The 20,134-nt window shown below is 70.1% G+C and carries 23 protein-coding genes and 1 pseudogene; 7 read left to right on the forward strand and 17 right to left on the reverse strand.

The window, feature by feature from the left end; all coding sequences use genetic code 11:
* Positions 1-59 precede the first annotated feature (59 nt).
* Positions 60-614 (forward strand): hypothetical protein, encoded by a 555-nt coding sequence (locus AB0N07_RS14855; RefSeq protein ID WP_365834890.1) that lies wholly within the window; start codon positions 60-62, stop codon positions 612-614.
* A gap of 9 nt (positions 615-623) precedes the next feature.
* On the opposite strand, the gene AB0N07_RS14860 is transcribed toward AB0N07_RS14855, so the two are convergent.
* The 8 genes from AB0N07_RS14860 to AB0N07_RS14895 all read right to left on the reverse strand — a co-directional run bounded on the left by AB0N07_RS14860 (position 624) and on the right by AB0N07_RS14895 (position 7,161).
* Positions 624-806 carry a hypothetical protein gene (locus AB0N07_RS14860; RefSeq protein ID WP_365834892.1) on the reverse strand — a complete coding sequence of 61 codons (183 nt, stop codon included), beginning with the start codon at positions 804-806 and terminating at the stop codon, positions 624-626.
* A gap of 150 nt (positions 807-956) precedes the next feature.
* Positions 957-1,502, reverse strand: a complete 546-nt coding sequence (gene tsaE / locus AB0N07_RS14865; RefSeq protein ID WP_365834894.1) for a tRNA (adenosine(37)-N6)-threonylcarbamoyltransferase complex ATPase subunit type 1 TsaE — start codon at positions 1,500-1,502, stop codon at positions 957-959.
* Positions 1,468-2,712, reverse strand: a complete 1,245-nt coding sequence (locus tag AB0N07_RS14870) for an alpha/beta hydrolase (protein WP_365834896.1) — start codon at positions 2,710-2,712, stop codon at positions 1,468-1,470. Before AB0N07_RS14870 ends, tsaE begins: the two co-directional genes overlap by 35 nt.
* 174 nt (positions 2,713-2,886) lie before the next feature.
* Entirely contained in the window at positions 2,887-4,056 is a 1,170-nt protein-coding gene (alr, locus tag AB0N07_RS14875) for an alanine racemase (RefSeq protein WP_365834898.1), read from the reverse strand.
* 62 nt (positions 4,057-4,118) lie between these two features.
* A complete protein-coding gene (locus tag AB0N07_RS14880; protein WP_365834900.1) occupies positions 4,119-4,922 on the reverse strand; it encodes a L,D-transpeptidase family protein in 804 nt (267 codons plus the stop codon).
* A gap of 162 nt (positions 4,923-5,084) precedes the next feature.
* Positions 5,085-6,557, reverse strand: a complete 1,473-nt coding sequence (locus AB0N07_RS14885) for an NAD(P)H-hydrate dehydratase (protein WP_365834902.1) — start codon at positions 6,555-6,557, stop codon at positions 5,085-5,087.
* 16 nt (positions 6,558-6,573) lie between these two features.
* Positions 6,574-6,945, reverse strand: coding sequence for a holo-ACP synthase (locus AB0N07_RS14890; RefSeq protein WP_115906428.1), 372 nt, complete (start codon positions 6,943-6,945; stop codon positions 6,574-6,576).
* Between the two features lie 9 nt (positions 6,946-6,954).
* Positions 6,955-7,161, reverse strand: coding sequence for a hypothetical protein (locus AB0N07_RS14895; RefSeq protein WP_365834995.1), 207 nt, complete (start codon positions 7,159-7,161; stop codon positions 6,955-6,957).
* Between AB0N07_RS14895 and AB0N07_RS14900 the strand changes: the two are divergent.
* Positions 7,132-7,341, forward strand: a pseudogene (locus tag AB0N07_RS14900) (DUF397 domain-containing protein); the annotation flags it as partial. The gene AB0N07_RS14895 and the pseudogene AB0N07_RS14900 sit on opposite strands and share 30 nt — an antisense overlap.
* Here the strand turns inward: AB0N07_RS14900 and glmS are convergent.
* Positions 7,302-9,149 carry a glutamine--fructose-6-phosphate transaminase (isomerizing) gene (glmS, locus tag AB0N07_RS14905; protein ID WP_365834904.1) on the reverse strand — a complete coding sequence of 616 codons (1,848 nt, stop codon included), beginning with the start codon at positions 9,147-9,149 and terminating at the stop codon, positions 7,302-7,304. The pseudogene AB0N07_RS14900 and the gene glmS overlap by 40 nt on opposite strands.
* 146 nt (positions 9,150-9,295) lie before the next feature.
* Here glmS and AB0N07_RS14910 point away from each other — a divergent pair, with 146 nt between their 5' ends.
* Positions 9,296-9,514 (forward strand): hypothetical protein, encoded by a 219-nt coding sequence (locus tag AB0N07_RS14910; protein WP_365834906.1) that lies wholly within the window; start codon positions 9,296-9,298, stop codon positions 9,512-9,514.
* A 95-nt stretch (positions 9,515-9,609) separates the two neighbouring features.
* On the opposite strand, the gene AB0N07_RS14915 is transcribed toward AB0N07_RS14910, so the two are convergent.
* Both AB0N07_RS14915 and AB0N07_RS14920 read right to left on the reverse strand, forming a co-directional pair.
* Complete coding sequence (locus AB0N07_RS14915) at positions 9,610-10,479, reverse strand: PhzF family phenazine biosynthesis isomerase (RefSeq protein ID WP_365834908.1); 870 nt, start codon at positions 10,477-10,479, stop codon at positions 9,610-9,612.
* A gap of 50 nt (positions 10,480-10,529) precedes the next feature.
* Entirely contained in the window at positions 10,530-10,865 is a 336-nt protein-coding gene (locus AB0N07_RS14920) for an EthD family reductase (RefSeq protein WP_365834910.1), read from the reverse strand.
* Positions 10,866-11,041: 176 nt separating this feature from the next.
* Between AB0N07_RS14920 and AB0N07_RS14925 the strand changes: the two genes are divergently transcribed.
* The 3 genes from AB0N07_RS14925 (at position 11,042) to AB0N07_RS14935 (ending at position 14,105) form a co-directional block, all read left to right on the forward strand.
* Positions 11,042-12,034 (forward strand): LysR family transcriptional regulator, encoded by a 993-nt coding sequence (locus AB0N07_RS14925; RefSeq protein ID WP_365834912.1) that lies wholly within the window; start codon positions 11,042-11,044, stop codon positions 12,032-12,034.
* Positions 12,035-12,146: 112 nt separating this feature from the next.
* Complete coding sequence (gene coaA, locus AB0N07_RS14930; protein WP_365834914.1) at positions 12,147-13,136, forward strand: type I pantothenate kinase; 990 nt, start codon at positions 12,147-12,149, stop codon at positions 13,134-13,136.
* Between the two features lie 21 nt (positions 13,137-13,157).
* Positions 13,158-14,105 (forward strand): DUF389 domain-containing protein, encoded by a 948-nt coding sequence (locus AB0N07_RS14935; protein ID WP_365834916.1) that lies wholly within the window; start codon positions 13,158-13,160, stop codon positions 14,103-14,105.
* Here AB0N07_RS14935 and AB0N07_RS14940 read toward each other — a convergent pair.
* From AB0N07_RS14940 to rplM, 4 genes are all read right to left on the reverse strand, one after another.
* The gene (locus AB0N07_RS14940) at positions 14,102-14,632 is read right to left on the reverse strand and encodes a hypothetical protein (protein ID WP_365834918.1); all 531 of its coding nucleotides are present in this window, start codon (positions 14,630-14,632) and stop codon (positions 14,102-14,104) included. The genes AB0N07_RS14935 and AB0N07_RS14940 overlap by 4 nt on opposite strands.
* 115 nt (positions 14,633-14,747) lie before the next feature.
* Positions 14,748-16,106 carry a phosphoglucosamine mutase gene (gene glmM, locus AB0N07_RS14945; RefSeq protein WP_365834920.1) on the reverse strand — a complete coding sequence of 453 codons (1,359 nt, stop codon included), beginning with the start codon at positions 16,104-16,106 and terminating at the stop codon, positions 14,748-14,750.
* A gap of 162 nt (positions 16,107-16,268) precedes the next feature.
* Positions 16,269-16,790, reverse strand: a complete 522-nt coding sequence (rpsI, locus tag AB0N07_RS14950) for a 30S ribosomal protein S9 (RefSeq protein ID WP_115906438.1) — start codon at positions 16,788-16,790, stop codon at positions 16,269-16,271.
* A 43-nt stretch (positions 16,791-16,833) separates the two neighbouring features.
* Positions 16,834-17,277, reverse strand: coding sequence for a 50S ribosomal protein L13 (gene rplM / locus AB0N07_RS14955; RefSeq protein ID WP_030930458.1), 444 nt, complete (start codon positions 17,275-17,277; stop codon positions 16,834-16,836).
* Positions 17,278-17,626: 349 nt separating this feature from the next.
* Here rplM and AB0N07_RS14960 point away from each other — a divergent pair, with 349 nt between their 5' ends.
* Positions 17,627-18,529: a hypothetical protein gene (locus tag AB0N07_RS14960; RefSeq protein WP_365834924.1), complete on the forward strand. Its 903-nt coding sequence runs from the start codon at positions 17,627-17,629 to the stop codon at positions 18,527-18,529.
* On the opposite strand, the gene truA is transcribed toward AB0N07_RS14960, so the two are convergent.
* Positions 18,530-19,387 carry a tRNA pseudouridine(38-40) synthase TruA gene (gene truA / locus AB0N07_RS14965; protein WP_365834926.1) on the reverse strand — a complete coding sequence of 286 codons (858 nt, stop codon included), beginning with the start codon at positions 19,385-19,387 and terminating at the stop codon, positions 18,530-18,532.
* Between the two features lie 165 nt (positions 19,388-19,552).
* Positions 19,553-20,068 (reverse strand): 50S ribosomal protein L17, encoded by a 516-nt coding sequence (gene rplQ / locus AB0N07_RS14970; protein WP_365834928.1) that lies wholly within the window; start codon positions 20,066-20,068, stop codon positions 19,553-19,555.
* Positions 20,069-20,134: the final 66 nt, after the last annotated feature.

Here is a 20,134-nt window from a genome sequence, read left to right on the forward strand (position 1 = left end):
CGGGCTGCTACGGTCGCCGCAAAGCATGACGTTCGAGGCGAATGGGGCAGGTGGCGGCCGTGGCGAGGAGCAGCTCCGGATTCGTGTTCGGGCTCACCGTGGCCGCCCTGGCCACCGTCGGCTTCCTCGGTTACCGGGCCTCGGTGACCGCGCCGGCCGCCTTCGGCAAGCCGCAGGCGAGCGCCTCACCCACCGTGGCCGTCCCGGGAGCGCCCGGCGCCCAGCGCCACCCGGACCTGCCGCCCGCCGCGTCCGGCGCCGGGGAGCGTGTCGTCTACTCGGTGGGCTCCGACCGGGTCTGGCTGGTCGACGCGCACAACCAGGTCCTGCGCAGCTTCACGGTCGCCCCGGGCAATGTCGACCCGGCGCCCGGCGTCTACGGGGTCACTTCCCGCTCGAACTCCGCCATCGGCACCGACGGGACCACCATCGAGCACGTCGTGCGTTTCACCAGCGTGGAAGGCGTCCCCGTCGGCTTCAGCGCGGCGGTCAGAACCTCGCCGGCGGCACCCGACCCGACAGTGCGCACGGGCGGCATCCGCGAGTCCCGCAAGGACGGCGCCGCCCTGTGGGAGTTCGCCACGATCGGCGCACAGATCGCCGTGATCCCCTGAGCGGCTTCTCTACGCGGCTTCCCGCTGCCGGGCCGATGGCCCGGACTGCTCGGGGTCCGGCAGCCGCGGCGGGGTCGAGACCGCGTCCGCCGCGACACACGACGCCAGTAGTTCGCGCATGGAGACACCGGCTACGACGGCGTACGGCTTCTGCGGCTGCTGCGGCTGCGCGTTGCTCTCGGTGGCCGGCATGGACGCCTCCTGAGGACCCGGGGGCAGGCCGAGTTAGGTACACCTAACTAGGAACTGGATACCATGTGACCACGCACAAGACACCGAATGCAACATCTTGCCGACGTCTTGTCGGAACGTTCACGGAATTGTGCGCCGGCCATGCGGCCATCAGGCGGACAGCACGCTCAGGTCCACCGCCGACCATCGCTCCCCGAGCCCCGTCACGGTCACGTGCCGCACCTCGTCGGTGGTGTCTCCGACGGCCCGGTGGATGACGACGTGCAGCCGGTCCTCGGTCAGCTCCTCGACCTTGCCCTCGCCCCACTCCACGACGATCACCGACTCGGGCAGCGAGACGTCGAGGTCGAGGTCCTCCATCTCGTCGAGCCCGCCGCCCAGGCGGTACGCGTCGACATGCACGAGCGGCGGGCCGTCGCCCAGCGACGGATGCACACGGGCGATCACGAAGGTCGGCGAGGTGACCGCGCCCCGGACGCCGAGCCCTTCACCCAGCCCGCGGGTGAGCGTCGTCTTGCCCGCGCCGAGCTCCCCGTTGAGCATCACGAGGTCGCCGGCGCGCAGCAGCTTGGCGAGGCGGCGACCCAGGTCCCGCATCTGCTCGGGGGAGATGACGGTGATCTCCGCAGAAGGCACGGCGGGGGACCCGGAGGCCTCGGTCTCAGCCGGGTTGTGCGGTGCTGCTGGTGCTTCCATAGCCACCCACGGTAGCTCCTGCCGGGACGGCACCCGCACGGGTGAGCAGGTCGGCCAGCCGGTCGGTGACCACCTCCGGGTGCTCCAGCATCACCAGGTGCCCGGCGTCCGGGACCAGCACCAGTTCGGCGTCCGACAGCAGGTCGGCGATCGCCTCGCTGTGCTCGCTGGGGGTGACGAGATCGCCGATCCCGGCCAGCACCAGCACCGGCAGATCCGCGAAGTGCACCAGCGCCTCGGTCTTGTCGTGCTCCGTGAACGCCGGGTAGAACTCGGCGACCACGTCGATCGGCGTGCCCTCGATCATCCGCTCGGCGAACCGCGCGACGGCCGGGTCCACGTCCCGCGAGGCGAACGAGTACCGCTTGATGATCCCGGCGAACAGATCGGCGGTCGCCCGCCGCCCCTTCTCCACCAGCGCGGCCTGCTGCCCCAGCGCCTTCAGCACTCCGGGGAGCACCCGCCGCACCGCGTTGACGCCCGCGACCGGCAGCCCGAAGTTGACCTCGCCGAGCCGCCCGGACGACGTACCGACGAAGGCGGTGGCGACCACCCGGTCACGGATCAGCTCGGGATACTGGTCGGCCAGCGCCATCATGGTCATGCCGCCCATGGAGTGTCCGACGAGCACTATCGGGCCTTCCGGCGCGGCGGCGTCGATGACGGCCTTCAGATCGCGGCCCAGCTGGTCGATGCTGACCGGCACGCCGTCCTGCACCTGCTGCGCACCCCGCGCGGACCGCCCGTGGCTGCGCTGGTCCCAGTGCACGGTCCGTACGACGCCGCGCAGGGCCGCCCGCTGGAAGTGCCAGGAGTCCTGGTTGAGGCAGTAGCCGTGGCTGAAGACGACGGTGACGGGAGCGGGCGCCTTACGGCCGAACAGGCGGCGGCGGCGCGGGCCGAGCGCGGGGACGGCGTCCGGGTCGACGTCGTCGACCTCGTAGTACAGCTCGGTGCCGTCGTCGGCCGTGGCCTTGCCGGGCGTGCCGCGCAGCGCCCCGTACGGTCCGGTCGAGTCGAGCGCGAGCCGCGCCTTCTTCCGCATTCCGCGGCCGACGGTGAGCCGCTCTATGGCGACTCCGGCCGCCGCGCCCGCGGCGACCACGCCTATCGCGGCGCCCGCGATGCCGGTCGCCCTGCGCCAGTTCCCGGCCGCCCCCGTGGCGGAGGCGACGGCTGCTGCGACGGCCTCCGCACTGCTCTCGCTCACGTACCGCTCCTCTTCGCCGGATCATTACTGCTGTTCGCTGGGTCGGGTGATGCAGGTGTTGCTTGCGTTACACGTGTTGCCTGTTTGGTACCGCTGTCGGTCGACTGCCTGATGTTGCTCGGCTTACGGGTGCTGCACTTCTGGCGGTCCGTGGACTGTCGGGCCTCTGTGCGGTTACCCGCTTTGTTGCTCATTCACGTAGACGCGGGGAACGCGCGTTCCGATCCGCGTGACGATCTCGTACGCGATGGTGCCCGCGGCCTGCGCCCAGTCCTCGGCGGTGGGCTCGCCGCGGTCGCCGGGCCCGAACAGCACCGCTTCGGTGCCGACCGGTGGCTCGTCCCCGCCGAGATCGACGACGAACTGGTCCATGGCGACCCGCCCGGCGACGGTCCGCCACTTGCCGCCGACCAGCACCGGGCCGGTCCCGGAGGCGTGCCGCGGAACGCCGTCGGCGTACCCGACGGGCACGAGTCCGAGGGTCGTCGCGCCGGGGGTGACGTAGTGATGCCCGTAACTGACGCCGTGGCCCCCCGGAACGTGCTTCACGAGCGCGATGGACGCCGACAGTGTCATCACCGGACGCAGCCCGAAGTCGGCGGGACTGCCCATCTCGGGGCTCGGCGAGATGCCGTAGAGGGCGATACCGGTCCGTACCAGGTCGAAGTGGGCCTCGGGGAGGGTGAGCGTGGCGGGCGAGTTGGCGATGTGCCGCACCTCGGGGCGCACGCCCCGGCCTTCGGCATAGGCGAGCATCTCGCGGAAGCGGGTGAGCTGGAGGTCGATGGAGGGGTGTCCGGGTTCGTCGGCGCACGCGAAGTGCGACCAGAGTCCGGTGATGCGCAGGATCCCTTCGGCCTCGGCGCGCAGGGCGGCTGCGACCAGCTCGGCCCAGTCCTCCCCCGGCTGGCAGCCGTTACGCCCCAGCCCGGTGTCGGCCTTGAGCTGTACGCGCGCGGGAATGCCTGCCGCGCGGGCGGCCGCGGTGACCTCGTCCAGCGCCCACATCCCGCTCACCGACACGTCGATGTCGGCCTCGACGGCCTCCCGCCAGGGCCCGCCCGGTGTCCACAGCCAGCACATGATGCGTCCGGGCAGACCGGCGGCCCGCAGTGCGAGCGCCTCCTCGGGGGTTGCGGTCCCCAGCCATGCGGCCCCCGCCGCCACGGCGGCCCGGGCGCACGGCACGGCACCGTGGCCGTACGCGTCGGACTTGACCACGGCCATGAGGGCAGCTCCCGGCGCGAGGGCGCGCAGGGTCCGCACGTTGGCGCGCAGGGCGGCCAGATCGATCTCGGCGCGGGCGCGCAGGGGCGCGGTCGGGGCAGCTGCTGTCTCAGTCATGGCGTCCCCAGTGTCTCAGAGGGGTCGGACACCCCCCGAGGCACCGGCCCCCTGCCAAGCGCCTACTTCCCGGGCCGGTGTCCCCACACATACACACGGTCACCCTTCTTCAGCACCCGCCACAGCTTCCGGGCATCGTCCAGCCGCAGATTGATGCACCCCCAGGAGCCGAGGGTTGTGTAAATGCTGTCGTGGACGCCGTGGAAGGCCTGCCCGCCGCTGAAGAACTGGGCATAGGGCATGGGCGCGTTGTACAGCGTCGACCAGTGGTTCCTGTGCTTCCAGTAGATCTTGTGCCACCCGGTCCGGGTGGCGTGCCCGACCCGCCCGCTGCGCATCGGGACGGGCCCGTAGACCACCTCGCCGCCCTTCTGCACCCAGGTCACCTGCCGGTCGAGATCGACACACGCGACCCGGTGCTTGCGCACGGGGCACTTGTGCCTCGCGTTCGGATCGTCCTTGGCGGAGATGAGCTGCATGGTGGCCCAGGTGGCGGGCCCGGCGAACCCGATCGCGGGCTTGATCCCGTGCTGCTCCTGAAAGTCCCGGACAGCCCGGCAGTCGGCGGCCGACTGCTTCCCGTCCACCTTCAGCTTCAGCCACTTCTCGACCGCCCTCTGATAGGGCCCGGTCCTCCGGCTGCACTTCACCTTCCCGGCGGCGTCCTCGTGCGGCACGACCTCGACGAGATCCCCGTCCGCCACGGCATCCTCGTCGTCGGTGGGCCGGTGAACCGAGCTCGACCTCGGGTCCGGAGGCGGGGGCGCGGCGGAGGCCGAGGGAGCGCCGGCAGGGAGGACGGCGACGGCGGCGAGCACGACCGCGACACCCTGGCAGGCGATATGCGCAAAATGTCTATTGATCATGCAGTCAGAGAAACGCGCAGGGCCGACAGGCCGGGAGCGGCGCGCGGCGGGTTCACCCTTTCCGACGAGTGCCGCCGGGGCGACGGCAGCGGTGTCGGCCGCGACCAGCCACGATGACACCGCACCCGATCGACGGCACCGAGCGGCGGCCAGGCCGCCCGGTCAGTTCCGCACGTCCCGCCACGCCCCCGGAATCGCCTCGGCCACGTCGTGCGCCCCGGCCGGCGCCCCGTCGGCGGCAAACCGCCCGGCCAGCCCGTGCAGATAGGCCGCCGCACTCCCCGCGTCCAGCGCGGAGAGCCCGGACGCCAGCAGCGACCCGGCGAGCCCCGAGAGCACATCCCCACTGCCCGCGGTGGCGAGCCACGGCGTCCCGGTCGCATTGACCCGCACGACCCCGCCACCCCAGTCGGCGACGAGCGTGGTGGACCCCTTGAGCAACACGGTCGCCCCGTAGCGCGAGGCGAGTTCGCGCGCCGAGGCCAGCCGCGCCCCCTCGACCTCCTCCCGCGCCACACCGAGCAGCGCGGCGGCCTCCCCTGCGTGCGGGGTCATGAGCGTGGGGGCGCTGCGGGCCCGTACGGCATCCCGTTCGGCAAGTCGCAGCCCGTCCGCGTCGACGAGCACGGGCACGTCCGCTTCCAGCACCTCGGCCACGGTCGCGGCGTCGTCCCCCGCGCCGGGCCCGACCACCCATGCCTGCACCCGCCCTGCCTTCGCGGGCCCCTGATCCGATACGAGGGTCTCCGGGAACCGCGAGACGACGGCGTCCCCGGCGGGCCCGACGTACCGCACGGCTCCCGCACCACCCCTCAGCGCCCCGGACACGGCGAGGACAGCGGCCCCGGGATAGCGCGCGGACCCGGCGGCGATCCCCACCACCCCGCGCCGGTACTTGTCACTCTCGGCACCCGGCACGGGCAGCAACCGCGCCACGTCCGCGTGCTGCAGGGCCTCCAGCTCCGGCTCGGCGGGCAGCACCTCCCCGAGCCCGATGTCGACGAGCCGCACCGACCCGGCGTACTCCCGCGCGGGATCGATCAGCAGCCCCGGTTTGTGCGTCCCGAACGTGACGGTGAGATCGGCCCGGATGGCGGCACCGCGCACCTCCCCCGTATCGGCGTCGACACCGCTCGGCAGATCGACGGCGACGACGGCGGCACCGGATTCCTCGACGCACGCGGCCAACTGCGCGGCATCAGGCCGAAGTCCACCCGTCCCGCCGATCCCGACGATCCCGTCGACGACGAGATCGGCCCGAAGGATCACCTCTTCGACGGCACCGACCCCGGCGGAGGCAGCTGCCCCGGCGCCCGCCCCGCTGCCTACGACCCGCCCGCCGGCCCGCAACAGGGCGGCAAGTCCTCCGGCATGGGCCCGTTCGGGCGCCAGCAACACGGCCGCAACGGCCGCCCCCCGCCGGGCGAGCCGCGCCCCGGCATACAGCGCGTCGCCGCCGTTGTCCCCGCTCCCGACGAGCAGCACGACCCGGCTGGCGTAGACGCGCCCGATCAGATCGGCACAAGCGGCGGCGAGCCCGGCGGCCGCCCGCTGCATCAACGCTCCCTCGGGAAGCCTCGCCATGAGCTCCCGCTCCGCTGCCCTTACCGTCTCCACGCTGTACGCAGTACGCATGGGGTCGAGTCTGCCCTCAGCCTTCGGCGATCACCACCGCCGAGGCCACGCCCGCGTCATGGCTGAGCGACACGTGCCACGACCGCACCCCCAGCTCGGCTGCCCGCGCCGCCACGGTCCCCTTCACCCGCACCCGGGGCTGCCCGCTGTCCTCGACGAACACCTCGGCATCCGTCCACAGCAGCCCGGCCGGCGCACCGAGAGCCTTGGCCAGCGCTTCCTTGGCGGCGAACCGGGCGGCAAGCGAGGCCACACCCCGACGCTCCCCGCTGGGCAGCAGCAACTCGCTCTCCAGGAACAGCCGTTCCGCCATCCCGGGCGTCCGCTTGAGCGACGCCTCGAACCGCTCGATCTCGGCCACGTCGATACCGACCCCGATGATGCTCATTCGGGCACTCTATTCCGGGGTGGCCGCCGCGCCCTCGCTGAGCAGTCCCTCGGCGTAGCCGGAGGCCCCGGCGGCCACTTCTCGATCTTGCCCCGTGGATACGCGATCTCCCATGCGCTCCCGCGTCTCCTCGGGGACGGCGATGCCGCGCTTCTCCAGCGCGCGGAGGATCATCAAGGCGCGGTCCTGGACACCGTGCTCCGCGACGCGCTGCACGGCTCAGCCTTCACTGATTCCGAGGCTCAGCTCAACACCTACCGAACAAATCGGGCCCTGGCGATGGCAAAAGCCCCGGCCAGGGCAACCCTCACCTTCCCGACCGGAGCCTTCTCCGCCTTCCTCGATGGCGTGAAGAACTACTCCACCGTCACCGACTTCGCGAGGTTCCGCGGCTGATCCACCTCGTTGCCGCGAGCCGTCGCAAGTTCACACGCGAAGACCTGCAGCGGCACCGTTGCCACCAGGGGCTGCAGCAACGTCGGCGTCGCAGGGATCCGTACGAGATGGTCGGCGTACGGCACGACCGCCTCGTCGCCCTCCTCCGCGATCACGATCGTCCGCGCCCCCCGCGCCCGGATCTCCTGGATGTTGGACACGATCTTGTCGTGGAGGACGGACCGCCCCCGAGGCGACGGCACGACCACAACGACCGGCAGATCGGGCTCGATCAACGCGATCGGACCGTGCTTCAACTCCCCCGCGGCAAACCCCTCCGCATGCATGTAGGCGAGCTCCTTCAACTTCAGAGCCCCCTCCAGTGCGACCGGATACCCCACATGCCGCCCCAGGAACAGCACCGTGTTCTTGTCGGCGAGCGACCTGGCCAACTCCCGTACCGGCTCCATGGTCTCCAGCACGCGCTCGACCTCACCGGAGATGTGCGACAGGTCCCGGATCACGGCCCCGATCTCGTCGCCCCATTTGGTGCCCCGCACCTGCCCCAGATACAGAGCAACCAGATAACAGGCCACAAGCTGCGTCAAAAACGCCTTGGTGGACGCGACGGCCACCTCCGGCCCCGCATGCGTATACAGCACCGCATCCGATTCCCGGGGAATGGTCGACCCGTTCGTGTTGCAGATGGCCAGCACCTTGGAGCCCTGCTCCCGCGCATGCCGCAACGCCATCAGCGTGTCCATGGTCTCGCCGGACTGCGAAATCGCGATCACCAGCGACCGCGCACCCAGAATCGGATCCCGATACCGGAACTCACTCGCAAGCTCCACCTCACACGGAATCCGCGTCCAGTGCTCGATGGCGTACTTGGCGATGAGCCCGGCATGAAAAGCCGTACCGCACGCCACGATCACGACCTTGTCCACTTCCCGCAGCTCGGCGGCGCTGATCCGGACCTCGTCCAGCGTCAGCGAACCTCCCGCGTCGATGCGCCCCAGCAGCGTGTCGGCGACCGCCTTCGGCTGCTCGGCGATCTCCTTGAGCATGAAGTAGTCGTAACCGCCCTTTTCCGCGGCGGAGGCGTCCCAGTCGACGTGGTACGAGCGCACGTCGGCCGGGCTGCCGTCGAACCCCGTCACCGTCACCCCGTCCCGCCGCAGCTCGACGACCTGGTCCTGGCCCAGCTCGACCGCCGACCGCGTGTGCTCGATGAACGCGGCGACATCGGAAGCCAGGAACGCCTCGCCCTCCCCCACGCCCACCACGAGCGGTGAGTTCCGCCGCGCCCCGACCACCACGTCCGGCTCATCGGCATGCACTGCGACCAGGGTGAACGCCCCTTCCAGCCGCCGGCACACCAGCCGCATCGCCTCGGCGAGATCCGCACACGCCGAGAACTCCTCGGCGAGCAGGTGCGCGACCACCTCGGTGTCCGTCTCGGAGGCGAGGTCATGCCCCCGCTCCTCCAACTCGGCCCGCAGCAGGGCGAAGTTCTCGATGATCCCGTTGTGGACGACGGCAACCCGCCCCGCGTTGTCCAGATGCGGATGCGCATTCGGATCCGTAGGCCCGCCGTGCGTGGCCCACCGCGTGTGCCCGATCCCCGTCGAGCCCGTCGGCAGCGGCCGTTCCACCAGCTCCTTCTCCAGGTTCACCAGCTTCCCGGCCTTCTTCGCGGCAGCCAGCCCCCCGTCCGCCAGCACGGCGACACCCGCCGAGTCGTAACCCCGGTACTCCAGCCGCTTCAGCCCGGCCATCACGACATCGAGCGCCGACTGCGACCCCACGTATCCCACGATTCCGCACATGAGCCGCAGCCTACGATCCGACAGCCCCCGAAACCGCCCCCCGCTTGCCCGAATTCGGAAATTTCACCGGGGTGCGAAGGCCTACGACGATCCAGCCGAACCGAAACCCTGTGGCGGTTCTGCGTGTACATGCCATGCGCCTCCGGGTGGACGAGGTACTGCGGAACATGTTCCCGTCGATCACGCACGGCGCCGTGCGCCTGCAGGTCGATCCGTTGGACGGAACGAGCCGTCAGGTTCTGGTGGACGAGTTGGACGGGGAACGCTGTGAGGTGATGCGCGTCGGGGCGCCCGAGGCCACCTGGGTCCAGGTTCCGGCCGGTGATCTGATCGCCTACCTGCGAGCTGCCTTGAACGAAGAGTGATCTCGGCAGATCGATGAGGTCGAACCCCGCCAGGTGATCCCTGGCGGGGTTTGCTCTGGACGGCTGCGCATGCCATGGAAAACCTGGACGTCGCCTCAGTGTCCGTCGCGGACCACCGCCAACCCGCCGACCCGGGTCGTGATGCCCGCCGGCCCGCGTCGGGCCGAAGCGAGCACGCTGGCCGGTCGACCGAGGGTGTCGCCCTGCTCCACCTCGATCATGACCGTCTGGGCCCCTGTCGTGTCGAGCAGGTGAGCGGCCAGGCAGCCGGTGCTGTTGGCGTTGGCGACGTCCTCGTCGACGCCGATCGCCGGCGCGAACATCCGCGCCGCACCCGGTCGCTCGCCCGCCGGCGGCGCGTACACGAAACAGCCGAGGAGCCCGTACCGCCGGCACGCCGCTGTCAGCCTGCCGAGGTGTGGGTGGACCCGGAGCAGCGCCGACCGGTCGTGGACCGGTACCAGCATGCGTGGTGTGCCGGGCGCGGCGATCCGTGGCGCGTCGGTCGGATGCGGGTCGTCCGCGGTGAGCCCGAGCGCGGCGACGATCGCGGCGCGCTCGTCCGGTGCCGGATCACGCAGTTCGACGAGGCCCTGGTCGAACCACACCTCGATGCCGACGGGGCGGCGGATCGCGATGGTGTCGAACGTGCGCCCGCCGGTGTGCTGGCGGTCGTTCAGCTCGCCCAGCGCGGTGCGGGTCAACCGGACGGCCTGCGCGGCAACGGTTCCGTGGCCGCAGCCGGACAGTTCGGCGGTGGCGGTGAAGAACCGGACCGGCCGGCCACCGTCCGGCGTCCGCCCCGGGCCGAGGAACGCCGCGTGCGAGGTGCCGGCCGCAGCAGTGACCGCACGCCGGTCCGCGTCCGTCGCCGTCGGGTCGTCGTCGGTGACGGCCGTGGGGCTGCCGCCCCGGCCGTCGCGCCGCACGCACGCATCAACCACCGTGACATCCGGCCAGGACATCGGCCTCCCCTTTGACGCTCGACGAACCGGCAACCGCGAACGGCGTCGCCTCAGCCGGTGCCCTCCCGCACCGGATACTGGAGGATGACCACACCGCCGGTGGCGTAGTTGGCGACATCGGCGGCCACCCGCTGGCCGTACTCCGACGCCCGCGCCGCGGCCATGGCGTCGGCGTCGGCGAACTCCGCTTCGAAGACCGCGAAATACGGCGCTTCTCCCTCGGTCGCCGCCTGGCCCGGCCGGGCCGCGCTCCCTACGTCGAGGCTGTAGCGCCATGCAAGCAGGCCGGGCATCTTCATGACCAGTGGAAGGTGGTTGGTCACGTAGTAGTCGCGGAAGTGGTCAGGGTCTGCGGGCTCGGAATACAGGACTACCAACTTGTGCATGACTGCCTCCTGCATCGCCAGGTGCGGGACATCGTCGTTCGGGTGAGGACAGAAGTGGTTTCGAGGAGTGCGTGGTAGTCGGTGGCCGCGGCCTTCGCGAGAGCGGTGACGACGGACTCGAAATCGGTGGTGTGTGTGCGTGCGATATCCGGTAACGCGGTCGGTTGGATCGCCATATGCGCAGGTTAGGGCTTGATGTGTCGTCGAGGGAAAGACCGGTACGGGATAGACTCAGAACGGATCGTTATCAATCGACAGGGGGGAATTTGGCGCCGGACACGGTGAGCCTGCGGTACTTTCTGGTGCTGGCGCAGGAGTTGAACTTCACCCGCGCGGCCGCACGGATCGGCATCGCGCAGCCCGCACTCAGCGCCCGGATGCGCCGACTGGAGGCGGAACTCGGTACGAGCCTGCTGATTCGCAACACGCGTAGCGTCGTATTGACCACGGCCGGTGCGGCTTTGGCGGAGTCCGCGCCGCCCGCGCTGGCGGCGCTGGACCGGGCATGGGAAACCGCCCGGAATGCGGGGGCCGGTGAACTGGGCACGCTGCGCATCGGATACAGCCTCAGCACGGGGGCCGAGACGACACCGGCCCTGGTGGACAGGCTGATGCGCAGCAGCCCGGGACTCGAGGTCGGCGCGGTCCCGATGGCGACACCGGAGATCTCCCCCGCGGTCGCCGACGGCCGCATCGATGCCGGGATCACCCGCGGTGAACAGCCGGGTCGCGGCGTGCGCCGGTTCCTGCTGCGGCGTCAGCGCGTCGGGGTCCAACTGGCACAGCATCATCCGCTGGCCGAACACCCGGAGATCGAGATCGCCGACGCGGCCGCGTATCCGCTGCGACTCCCCGACCGTACGGCCAACCCCGTGATCCACGATCAGCTGTCCGCGCTGTTCCGCGACATCCGGCCGAACCCCCGATTCCACACGCCCGCAGTCTCTTTCGACATGTCTCAGCGCGACCTGCGCGACGGGCTCACCCTCGCCCCGGCCGGTGAAGCCGCGGCCACGACATCACCGGCCGGTCTCACGTGGCGACCGCTGCAGGGCGCACCCCCCTTGACGATCCACCTGGTCCTCCCGCGCGTGCCGTCACCACTGCACCGCCGCATCCGTACCGTCGCCAAAACGCTGGCACGCGAGCTGCACTGGCTGCCGGACTGACGCGCCCAGGGCCTGCGCGGACTTCTCGTGATCACACCTCCCAGAGCTTGATCACGGAACAACGTGACCGACCCCACCCCCCACCCCGTTCAAACTCCGTTAACAATGGACTGTGATCTCTCCGGTCTCCTCGACACTGCGGAGCGCCCACCGGCCCAGGCCGGAGGCGACTCCCTACGTCGACCTCACCCGATCCGAGTGGAGCGCGCTGCGTGAGAAGACGCCGCTCCCCCTCACCGCCGAGGAGGTCGAGAAGCTGCGCGGCCTCGGCGACGTCATCGACCTCGACGAGGTGCGGGACATCTACCTGCCGCTGTCCCGGCTCCTCAACCTCTACGTCGGCGCCACCGACGGCCTCAGAGGCGCCCTGAACACCTTCCTCGGCGAACAGGGCACCCAGTCCGGCACGCCCTTCGTCATAGGGGTCGCCGGCTCCGTGGCCGGCGGGAAGTCGACCGTCGCCCGCCTCCTCCAGGCCCTGCTCTCCCGCTGGCCCGAGCATCCGCGCGTCGAGCGCGTCACGACCGACGGCTTCCTGCTTCCCACCAGGGAGCTCCAGGCCCGGGGCCTGATGTCACGGAAGGGTTTCCCGGAGTCCTACGACCGTCGCGCCCTGACCCGCTTCGTCGCCGACATCAAGGCGGGCAAGGACGAGGTGACGGCACCCGTCTACTCCCACCTCATCTACGACATCGTCCCCGACCAGCGGCTCACCGTGCGCCGCCCGGACATCCTGATCGTCGAGGGCCTGAACGTCCTGCAGCCCGCCCTTCCCGGCAAGGACGGCCGTACCCGCGTCGGTCTCGCCGACTTCTTCGACTTCAGCGTGTACATCGACGCCAGCCCCGAGGACGTCGAACGCTGGTACCTCAACCGGTTCAAGAAGCTGCGCCAGACGGCCTTCCAGGACCCGCACTCGTACTTCCGCAAGTACACGCAGGTGTCCGAGGAGGAGGCCCTCGAGTACGCCCGCACCCAGTGGCGCACCATCAACAAGCCCAACCTGGTGGAGAACATCGCCCCGACCCGCGGCCGGGCCACCCTGGTCGTCCGCAAGGGCCCGGACCACAAGGTCCAGCGCCTGCGGCTGCGCAAGCTGTAGACCCGCCTGTTAAAAAGGACCATGCTGCACCTGCGCCTGATCACGCCGTCCGACACGACCGGCGACGTGGTCCGCCTGATCGAGAGGACCGTCGGCACCACGCATCTCGTCGTGATGCAGGGCGCCGCCCGCAATCCCGCCGGTGACGTCGTGATGTGCGACGTCGCACGCGAGGCGGGCGACGAACTCATAGGCGAACTCAGGGCGTTGGAGCTGGACCGCACCGGTTCCATCGCCGTGGAGAACATCGACCTGTCGCTGTCCAAGCGTGCCGACAAGGCCGAGGCGGAGGCACCCGGCGAAGGCGCGGACGCGGTGCTCTGGGAGCACCTCACCGAAGCGACGCACGAGGAGTCCACGCTCTCCATCACCTACGTCGCCTTCATCACGCTCGCCACGATGATCGCAGCCTGCGGTGTCGTGCTCGACAACGCGATCCTGATCGTGGGCGCGATGGCGGTGGGACCGGAGTTCGGCCCGCTGGCCGGCATCTGCACGGCGCTGGTGCAACGCCATCCGCGTCTCGCCCTGCGCTCGTCGACCGCTCTGCTCGTCGGCTTCGCCGTCGCCATGCTGGTGACGGTCGGCTTCACCTACTTCATGGACGGCATCGACCTGTTCACCAAGGTCCGGCTGGAAGCCGAACGCCCCAGCACCAACTTCATCTACCGCCCCGACGCGTTCTCGTTCGTCGTCGCGGTACTGGCCGGAGCAGCAGGCACGCTCTCCCTCACCTCGGCGAAGTCGGGTGCCCTGGTGGGCGTGGCCATCTCGGTGACCACGGTCCCCGCCGCCGCGAACGCGGCAGTGGCCTTCGCCTACGACGAGTACAGACAGGCCTGGGGCTCCACCGAGCAGCTCCTGCTGAACCTGCTCGGCATCGTCCTCGCCGGCACCCTCACACTCCTGGCCCAGAAATGGCTCTGGGCCAGGCAGCGTGAACGCATCGCCAAGGCGGGCGGCGTCTAGTGGCGCGTTTCGCAGTCCGCGGCGACACTGTCGCCGGGGTCGGCGAACACCACATCGGAGCCGCCGTCACAGCTCACCGTGTCGACGGAGGGCGAGTCGCCGCTCACTCCGATCGTGTCGTTGCCGCTGCCGGTCGCCACGGTGTCGGAGCCCGTGCCGGCGTCGACGAGGGTGGGCAGTGAGACGCTCGTCCCGTCGAAGCTGTCGTCCAGGTCACCCAGTCCGACCGAGAGCCGCGAGGTGCCGGCGACGCTGCCGCAGTCGACGCTGGTGGCGGACAGCCGAACACAACCCGGCCCCAGCGCGATACCCGTACTGTCCGTGAGGATCACACGACCGCTGGTGGTGTCGGCGGTGACATGGTTCGCCACGCCCGAACGTGCGCTGAGCACCACCATGCCGAAGAGACGGAGCGCGGTGGAACCTGGGGTCGCGGCCGCGGCCGGGGTGGCGAACGCGGGAACGGTGAGACTCACGGCCAGGGCTGGAACGGCCCATCGCTTCAGGGTGCTGCTGACTGACTTCATGCTGTTTCTCACTTCCGTCGGGGCCACGCCACGCATGGCGGCCTCGACGCCAGTGAAACAATCAGTAACCCGTTCGGCACATTGTGTTACGACCTTCGGGTGACCCGGATGGGCTCTAACCCAGCGCCGACTTCACCACATCGGCAAGCCGTCCGGCCACCGCCCGCGCCTGGTCGATGTCCGCGGCCTCGACCATCACCCGCACCAACGGCTCCGTCCCCGACGGCCGCAGCAACACCCGCCCGGTGGACCCGAGTTCCCGCTCGGCCTCGGCGACGGCAGCCGCCAGCTCCGCGGAGGTCCGCACCCGTGTCCGGTCCACGTCCGGCACATTGATCAGCACCTGCGGCAGCCGCTCCATGACACCCGCGAGGTCCTTGAGCGTACGGCCGGTCTCGGCGACCCGGGCCGCCAGCAGCAACCCGGTCAGCGTGCCGTCGCCGGTGGTCGCGTGATCGAGGATGATCACGTGCCCGGACTGCTCACCCCCGAGCGCGTACCCGTGCTCCTTCATCTCCTCCAGCACATACCGGTCCCCGACCGCCGTCTGGACGAGATGCAGCCCCTCCCGCTCCAGCGCCAGCTTGAAGCCCAGGTTGGACATCACCGTCGCGACAACGGTGTCCTCCCGCAGTACGCCCCGCTCCCGCATCGCGAGCGCCAGCACGGCCAGGATCTGGTCGCCGTCGACCTCCGCACCCGTGTGGTCCACGGCGAGGCACCGGTCCGCGTCCCCGTCGTGCGCGATGCCGAGCGCGGCCCCGTGCTCGACGACGGCAGCCTTCAGCAGGCCCAGATGGGTCGAGCCGCAGCCGTCGTTGATGTTGAGCCCGTCCGGCTCGGCGCCGATCGTGATCACCTCGGCACCGACTCGCGAGAACGCCTCCGGCGACACCCCCGCCGCGGCACCGTGCGCCTCGTCCAGGACGATCTTCAGCCCGTCGAGCCGGTTCGGGAGCACGCCGATCAGATGCGCGACGTACTGGTCGAAGCCCTCGTCGTACGACCGCACCCGGCCGACGCCCGCACCGGTCGGACGCTCCCAGGGCTCGCCGTGCCGGTGGGACTCGTACACGGCCTCGATCTTGTCCTCCAGTTCGTCGGCGAGCTTGTGGCCGCCGCGGGCGAAGAACTTGATGCCGTTGTCGGGCATGGCGTTGTGGCTGGCGGAGAGCATGACGCCCAGGTCGGCGCCGAGGGCGCCCGTGAGATACGCCACAGCAGGAGTGGGCAGCACGCCGACGCGCAGGACGTCCACACCGGCGCTGGCGAGGCCGGCGACCACGGCGGCCTCCAGGAACTCTCCGGACGCACGCGGGTCCCGTCCGACGACCGCCGTCGCCCGGTGGCCCTCGAAGGTGCCCGCCTCGGCCAGTACGTGCGCCGCGGCCACGGAGAGGCCGAGCGCCATCTCCGCCGTCAGGTCCGCGTTGGCGACGCCGCGCACGCCGTCCGTGCCGAAGAGTCGTCCCACTTGTCCTCCTGAGGAAGCGTCAGTTGTCGCAGGCGTACCGGCAGCCCATCACACAAGCCTTCGAGGGTCTTGTGCCGTTATACGCCCCCGACAGTGATAAACGAACGCCCCGACAGCACTGAGGCGTGCCGCCGGGGCGTACGTACGAGCAGGCAGCGAAGCTTAGCGCTTGCTGTACTGCGGGGCCTTGCGAGCCTTCTTCAGACCGGCCTTCTTGCGCTCGACCGCACGGTCGTCGCGGCGGAGGAAGCCGGCCTTCTTGAGCGGGCCGCGGTTGTTGTCCACGTCGGCCTCGTTCAGCGCACGGGCGACACCGAGACGGAGCGCACCGGCCTGACCGGAGACACCGCCACCCGCGATGCGGGCGATGACGTCGTAACGGCCCTCGAGCTCGAGCACCTTGAAGGGCTCGTTGACTTCCTGCTGGTGCACCTTGTTCGGGAAGTAGTCCTCGAGGGTGCGACCGTTGATCTTCCACTTGCCGGTGCCCGGGACGATCCGGACGCGGGCGATGGCGTTCTTGCGACGGCCCAGGCCGGCGGCCGGCTGGGGCTCGCCGAAGCGGGACGCGAGGGACTCCGAGGTGTACTCGCCCTCGACGGGGACCTCGGACTCGGTGGTGTAGCTGTCGATGTCGACGAGCTCAGTCTCTTCGACCGGCTGCTCAACGGTGGTCTCGGCCACGATTCTCCTCAGATTCTCTTCAGTCTTAAGGGGGTGGCCGGACTTACTGCGCGACCTGGGTGATCTCGAACGGCACCGGCTGCTGGGCAGCGTGCGGGTGCTGGTCGCCCGAGTAGACCTTCAGCTTGGAGAGCATCTGACGGCCCAGGGTGTTCTTGGGGAGCATGCCCTTGACGGCCTTCTCGACGGCCTTCTCGGGGTTGTTCGCGAGGAGGTCGTCGTAGCGCACCGAGCGCAGACCACCCGGGTAGCCGGAGTGGCGGTACGCCATCTTCTGGGTCCGCTTGTTGCCGGAGAGGTGCACCTTGTCGGCGTTGATGATGATGACGAAGTCACCGGTGTCGACGTGAGGGGCGTAGATCGGCTTGTGCTTGCCACGCAGGAGGGACGCGGCGGTGGTGGCGAGACGGCCCAGGACGACGTCCTGAGCGTCAATGACGTGCCACTGGCGAGTCACATCGCCGGGCTTGGGGCTGTACGTACGCACTTCTCAGCCTTCTTCTTCAGGGATGGGTGCTGACACAAGGCATCCTTGAAGCGATCGTGCAGCTGGGGACGACAGAAGCCGGGACCACTGCCCGTATGCCGCCCACTGGTAACTGCTCCAGGGAACCTACGTAAGGGCCTTCCGCCGGAGAGCGACCAAGCCGATACGCATAACAAACCGCAAGGATACTAGCGCTGCCCCAGACGGGTCAAAACGAGGCCCGCGCACCCTCGCGCACAACGCCACGGCGACAATACCGGGTCGAGATGTACGGCCCTGCCGGAAAGGTCCCCGTGGGCCTCCCCGGACCCTCACCGGCACCTCCCGCCTCCCGTCTAAGATGCGCCCCATGAGCTTTGGGCAGCAGGGGGGACCGCAGTCCCAGTGGGACCCCTGGAAACCGCACTCGCAGCAGCCGTGGACCAGCGGCGGCGACGACGGCCAGACCCCGGACTGGGCAGCGCTCGCCGAGGCCTCCGAGACCCGCAACAAGAGGCGCCGGCTGCTGTTCATCGGCGGCGGCGCTCTCGCCACGATCGCGATCGGCACCGCCGTCGCCATGGCCGTGGTCTCGGCGAACGGCAAGAACGAGGCCTCGGGCAACCCGTCCAACCTGCCCGCCGGCGGGTCCATCCCGAGCGGCAGCGCCTCGGCGCCCTCCTTCGCCCCGACCAGCGCCCCGCCCCCGCTGGACCCGAAGGAGTTCATCGCCAGCAAGGCCAAGGACACGGCCCCGCTCAGCGTGCAGAACCTCTTCCCGCTCGCGCAGCTGACCATGGAGTCGAACGTCTACAAGAAGGGCGCCACGGCCGACACCAAGAACTGCGCCTCGGCCGCCCAGGACAGCCTCGCGAAGATCCTCACCAGCAACGGCTGCACCCGCCTGCTGCGCGTCACCTACAGCAAGGACGGCGTCGCGGTGACCGTCGGCGTCGCCGTCTTCGACACCGAGGCGAAGGCGGCCACGGCGAGGGCCCAGTCGGACGCAGCAGCCAAGGCACGCAAGAAGTCCTTCGTCACGGCGCTGGCGGGCAACGGAGTGAAGGCCTTCTGCAACGCCGCCCGGTGCCTCACGACGGCCAACTCCTACGGCCGCTACGCCTACTTCGCCACCGTCGGCTTCACCAACGGCAAGGACGTCACGAACCAGTCCACGTCCGTCTTCAAGACCGGCAACGACCTGCAGCTGTACACCTTCCGCCAGATCCACGCCCGCGGCGAGGCCCAGGCGTCGGCAGCGGCGAACCGGTAACTAGCAGCACCCGGCCCCGGGCAGCGTCCGCTTGTTGCGCGCCTCCTTGTTGCGCGCGGCGAGCAGCTCGTCGGCCGGGTAGCCGACCTCCTCCAGGGTCAGCCCGTGCGGCCGTAGGACATGCACGGCCGAGTCCCGGACGCCGGCCGCGAGCACCTTGCCCGGCCAGTCCGGCCCCCGGTGCCCGTCCCCCACGAACAGCAGCGCCCCGATCAGCGAGCGCACCATGTTGTGGCAGAAGGCGTCGGCCCGCACGGTCGCGGTGATGATCCCGTCGTCCCCGCGCACCAGGCTCAGCTGCTGCAGCGTACGAATGGTGGTCGCGCCCTCCCGCTTCTTGCAGTAGGCGGCGAAGTCGTGTTCCCCCAGCAGCCGCTCGGCGGCCTCGTTCATGGCGTCGACGTCGAGCGGCCAGTCGTGCCAGAGCACATGGCTGCGCAGCAGCGGATCGACCCCGCCCGGGTTGTCGGTGACCCGGTACGCGTACCGCCGCCAGACCGCCGAGAAACGGGCGTTGAAGCCGCTCGGCGCCTCCCTGAGGGCCCACACCCGCACATCCCGCGGCAGCCGCCCGGCAAGCCGCTTGAGCAGCTTGTCGTGGTGCGCGCCCCAGACCTCCCGCGGCAGATCCACATGGGCAACCTGCCCCCGCGCATGCACCCCGGCATCGGTCCGCCCGGCCACGGTCAGCTCGTACGACGTCTCCCCCGACCGCGTGACGGTCCGCAGAGCGTCCTCGATCTCCCCCTGAACGGTCCGCCGCCCGCCGGCCTGCTTGGCCCACCCGGAGAACTCGGAACCGTCGTAGGACAGATCAAGACGGACACGAACGAACCCGGGCTCTACTTCGTCACTCACACAGAGATCCTCTCAGCAACAAAAAGCGGGCCCGCTCCTCGAAAGGAACGGACCCGCCAACGCCCTGAAGGGGCGCGGGGCTGTGCCGACTTGCGGCTACCGCCGCGCGGGCGCGACAAGCCACGACGAAAGCCGCACCCGCCAACGAACAGCCCCGGCAGACGCTTACGCGTCCTTGGACTCCTCGGCAGCGGCGTCCTCGACCTCGTCGGCCTTGGCCGTGTCGACCTTGGTCTCCTCGGCAGCCGGAGCGGCAGCCTCAGCGTCCTTGGCGGCACGCTTGGTGGCGGCCTCGGCCTCACCCGTAGCCTGCTGCGCAACCGTCAGCGCCTCGACCAGCTCGATGACAGCCATGGGCGCGTTGTCGCCACGGCGGTTACCGATCTTGGTGATGCGGGTGTAGCCACCCGGACGGTTCTCGTAGCGCGGGCCGATCTCGGTGAAGAGCGTGTGGACGACGCTCTTGTCCGTGATGACCTGCAGCACCTGGCGGCGGTTGTGAAGGTCGCCCTTCTTCGCCTTGGTCACCAGACGCTCGGCGTACGGCCGCAGACGGCGGGCCTTCGCCTCGGTGGTGGTGATACGGCCGTGCTCGAACAGCGACTTCGCGAGGTTCGCGAGAAGCAGCTTCTCGTGCGCGGCACTGCCGCCCAGACGGGCACCCTTGGTGGGCTTCGGCATTGTTCTTCTCCTGTGTGTCTGCCCCGGCCGTATCAGGTACCGGGGTCAGGAACCCGATGAGCGGAT

Origin of the sequence: Streptomyces sp. NPDC051172, from assembly GCF_040682555.1 — a bacterium.
GTDB lineage: Bacteria > Actinomycetota > Actinomycetes > Streptomycetales > Streptomycetaceae > Streptomyces.

Excerpts from the sequence above, each read along its gene's own strand:
- AB0N07_RS14885 (WP_365834902.1), bottom strand. The coding sequence starts at position 6,557 with ATGCGTACTGCGTACAGCGTGGAGACGGTAAGGGCAGCGGAGCGGGAG.
- AB0N07_RS14920 (WP_365834910.1), bottom strand. The coding sequence starts at position 10,865 with ATGCACAAGTTGGTAGTCCTGTATTCCGAGCCCGCAGACCCTGACCAC.
- tsaE (WP_365834894.1), bottom strand. The coding sequence starts at position 1,502 with ATGGAAGCACCAGCAGCACCGCACAACCCGGCTGAGACCGAGGCCTCC.
- AB0N07_RS14935 (WP_365834916.1), top strand. The coding sequence starts at position 13,158 with ATGCTGCACCTGCGCCTGATCACGCCGTCCGACACGACCGGCGACGTG.
- AB0N07_RS14915 (WP_365834908.1), bottom strand. The coding sequence starts at position 10,479 with ATGTCCTGGCCGGATGTCACGGTGGTTGATGCGTGCGTGCGGCGCGAC.
- alr (WP_365834898.1), bottom strand. The coding sequence starts at position 4,056 with ATGACTGAGACAGCAGCTGCCCCGACCGCGCCCCTGCGCGCCCGCGCC.
- AB0N07_RS14960 (WP_365834924.1), top strand. The coding sequence starts at position 17,627 with ATGAGCTTTGGGCAGCAGGGGGGACCGCAGTCCCAGTGGGACCCCTGG.
- rplQ (WP_365834928.1), bottom strand. The coding sequence starts at position 20,068 with ATGCCGAAGCCCACCAAGGGTGCCCGTCTGGGCGGCAGTGCCGCGCAC.
- AB0N07_RS14890 (WP_115906428.1), bottom strand. The coding sequence starts at position 6,945 with ATGAGCATCATCGGGGTCGGTATCGACGTGGCCGAGATCGAGCGGTTC.
- AB0N07_RS14925 (WP_365834912.1), top strand. The coding sequence starts at position 11,042 with ATGCGCAGGTTAGGGCTTGATGTGTCGTCGAGGGAAAGACCGGTACGG.
- AB0N07_RS14940 (WP_365834918.1), bottom strand. The coding sequence starts at position 14,632 with ATGAAGTCAGTCAGCAGCACCCTGAAGCGATGGGCCGTTCCAGCCCTG.
- AB0N07_RS14880 (WP_365834900.1), bottom strand. The coding sequence starts at position 4,922 with ATGATCAATAGACATTTTGCGCATATCGCCTGCCAGGGTGTCGCGGTC.
- AB0N07_RS14860 (WP_365834892.1), bottom strand. The coding sequence starts at position 806 with ATGCCGGCCACCGAGAGCAACGCGCAGCCGCAGCAGCCGCAGAAGCCG.
- glmS (WP_365834904.1), bottom strand. The coding sequence starts at position 9,149 with ATGTGCGGAATCGTGGGATACGTGGGGTCGCAGTCGGCGCTCGATGTC.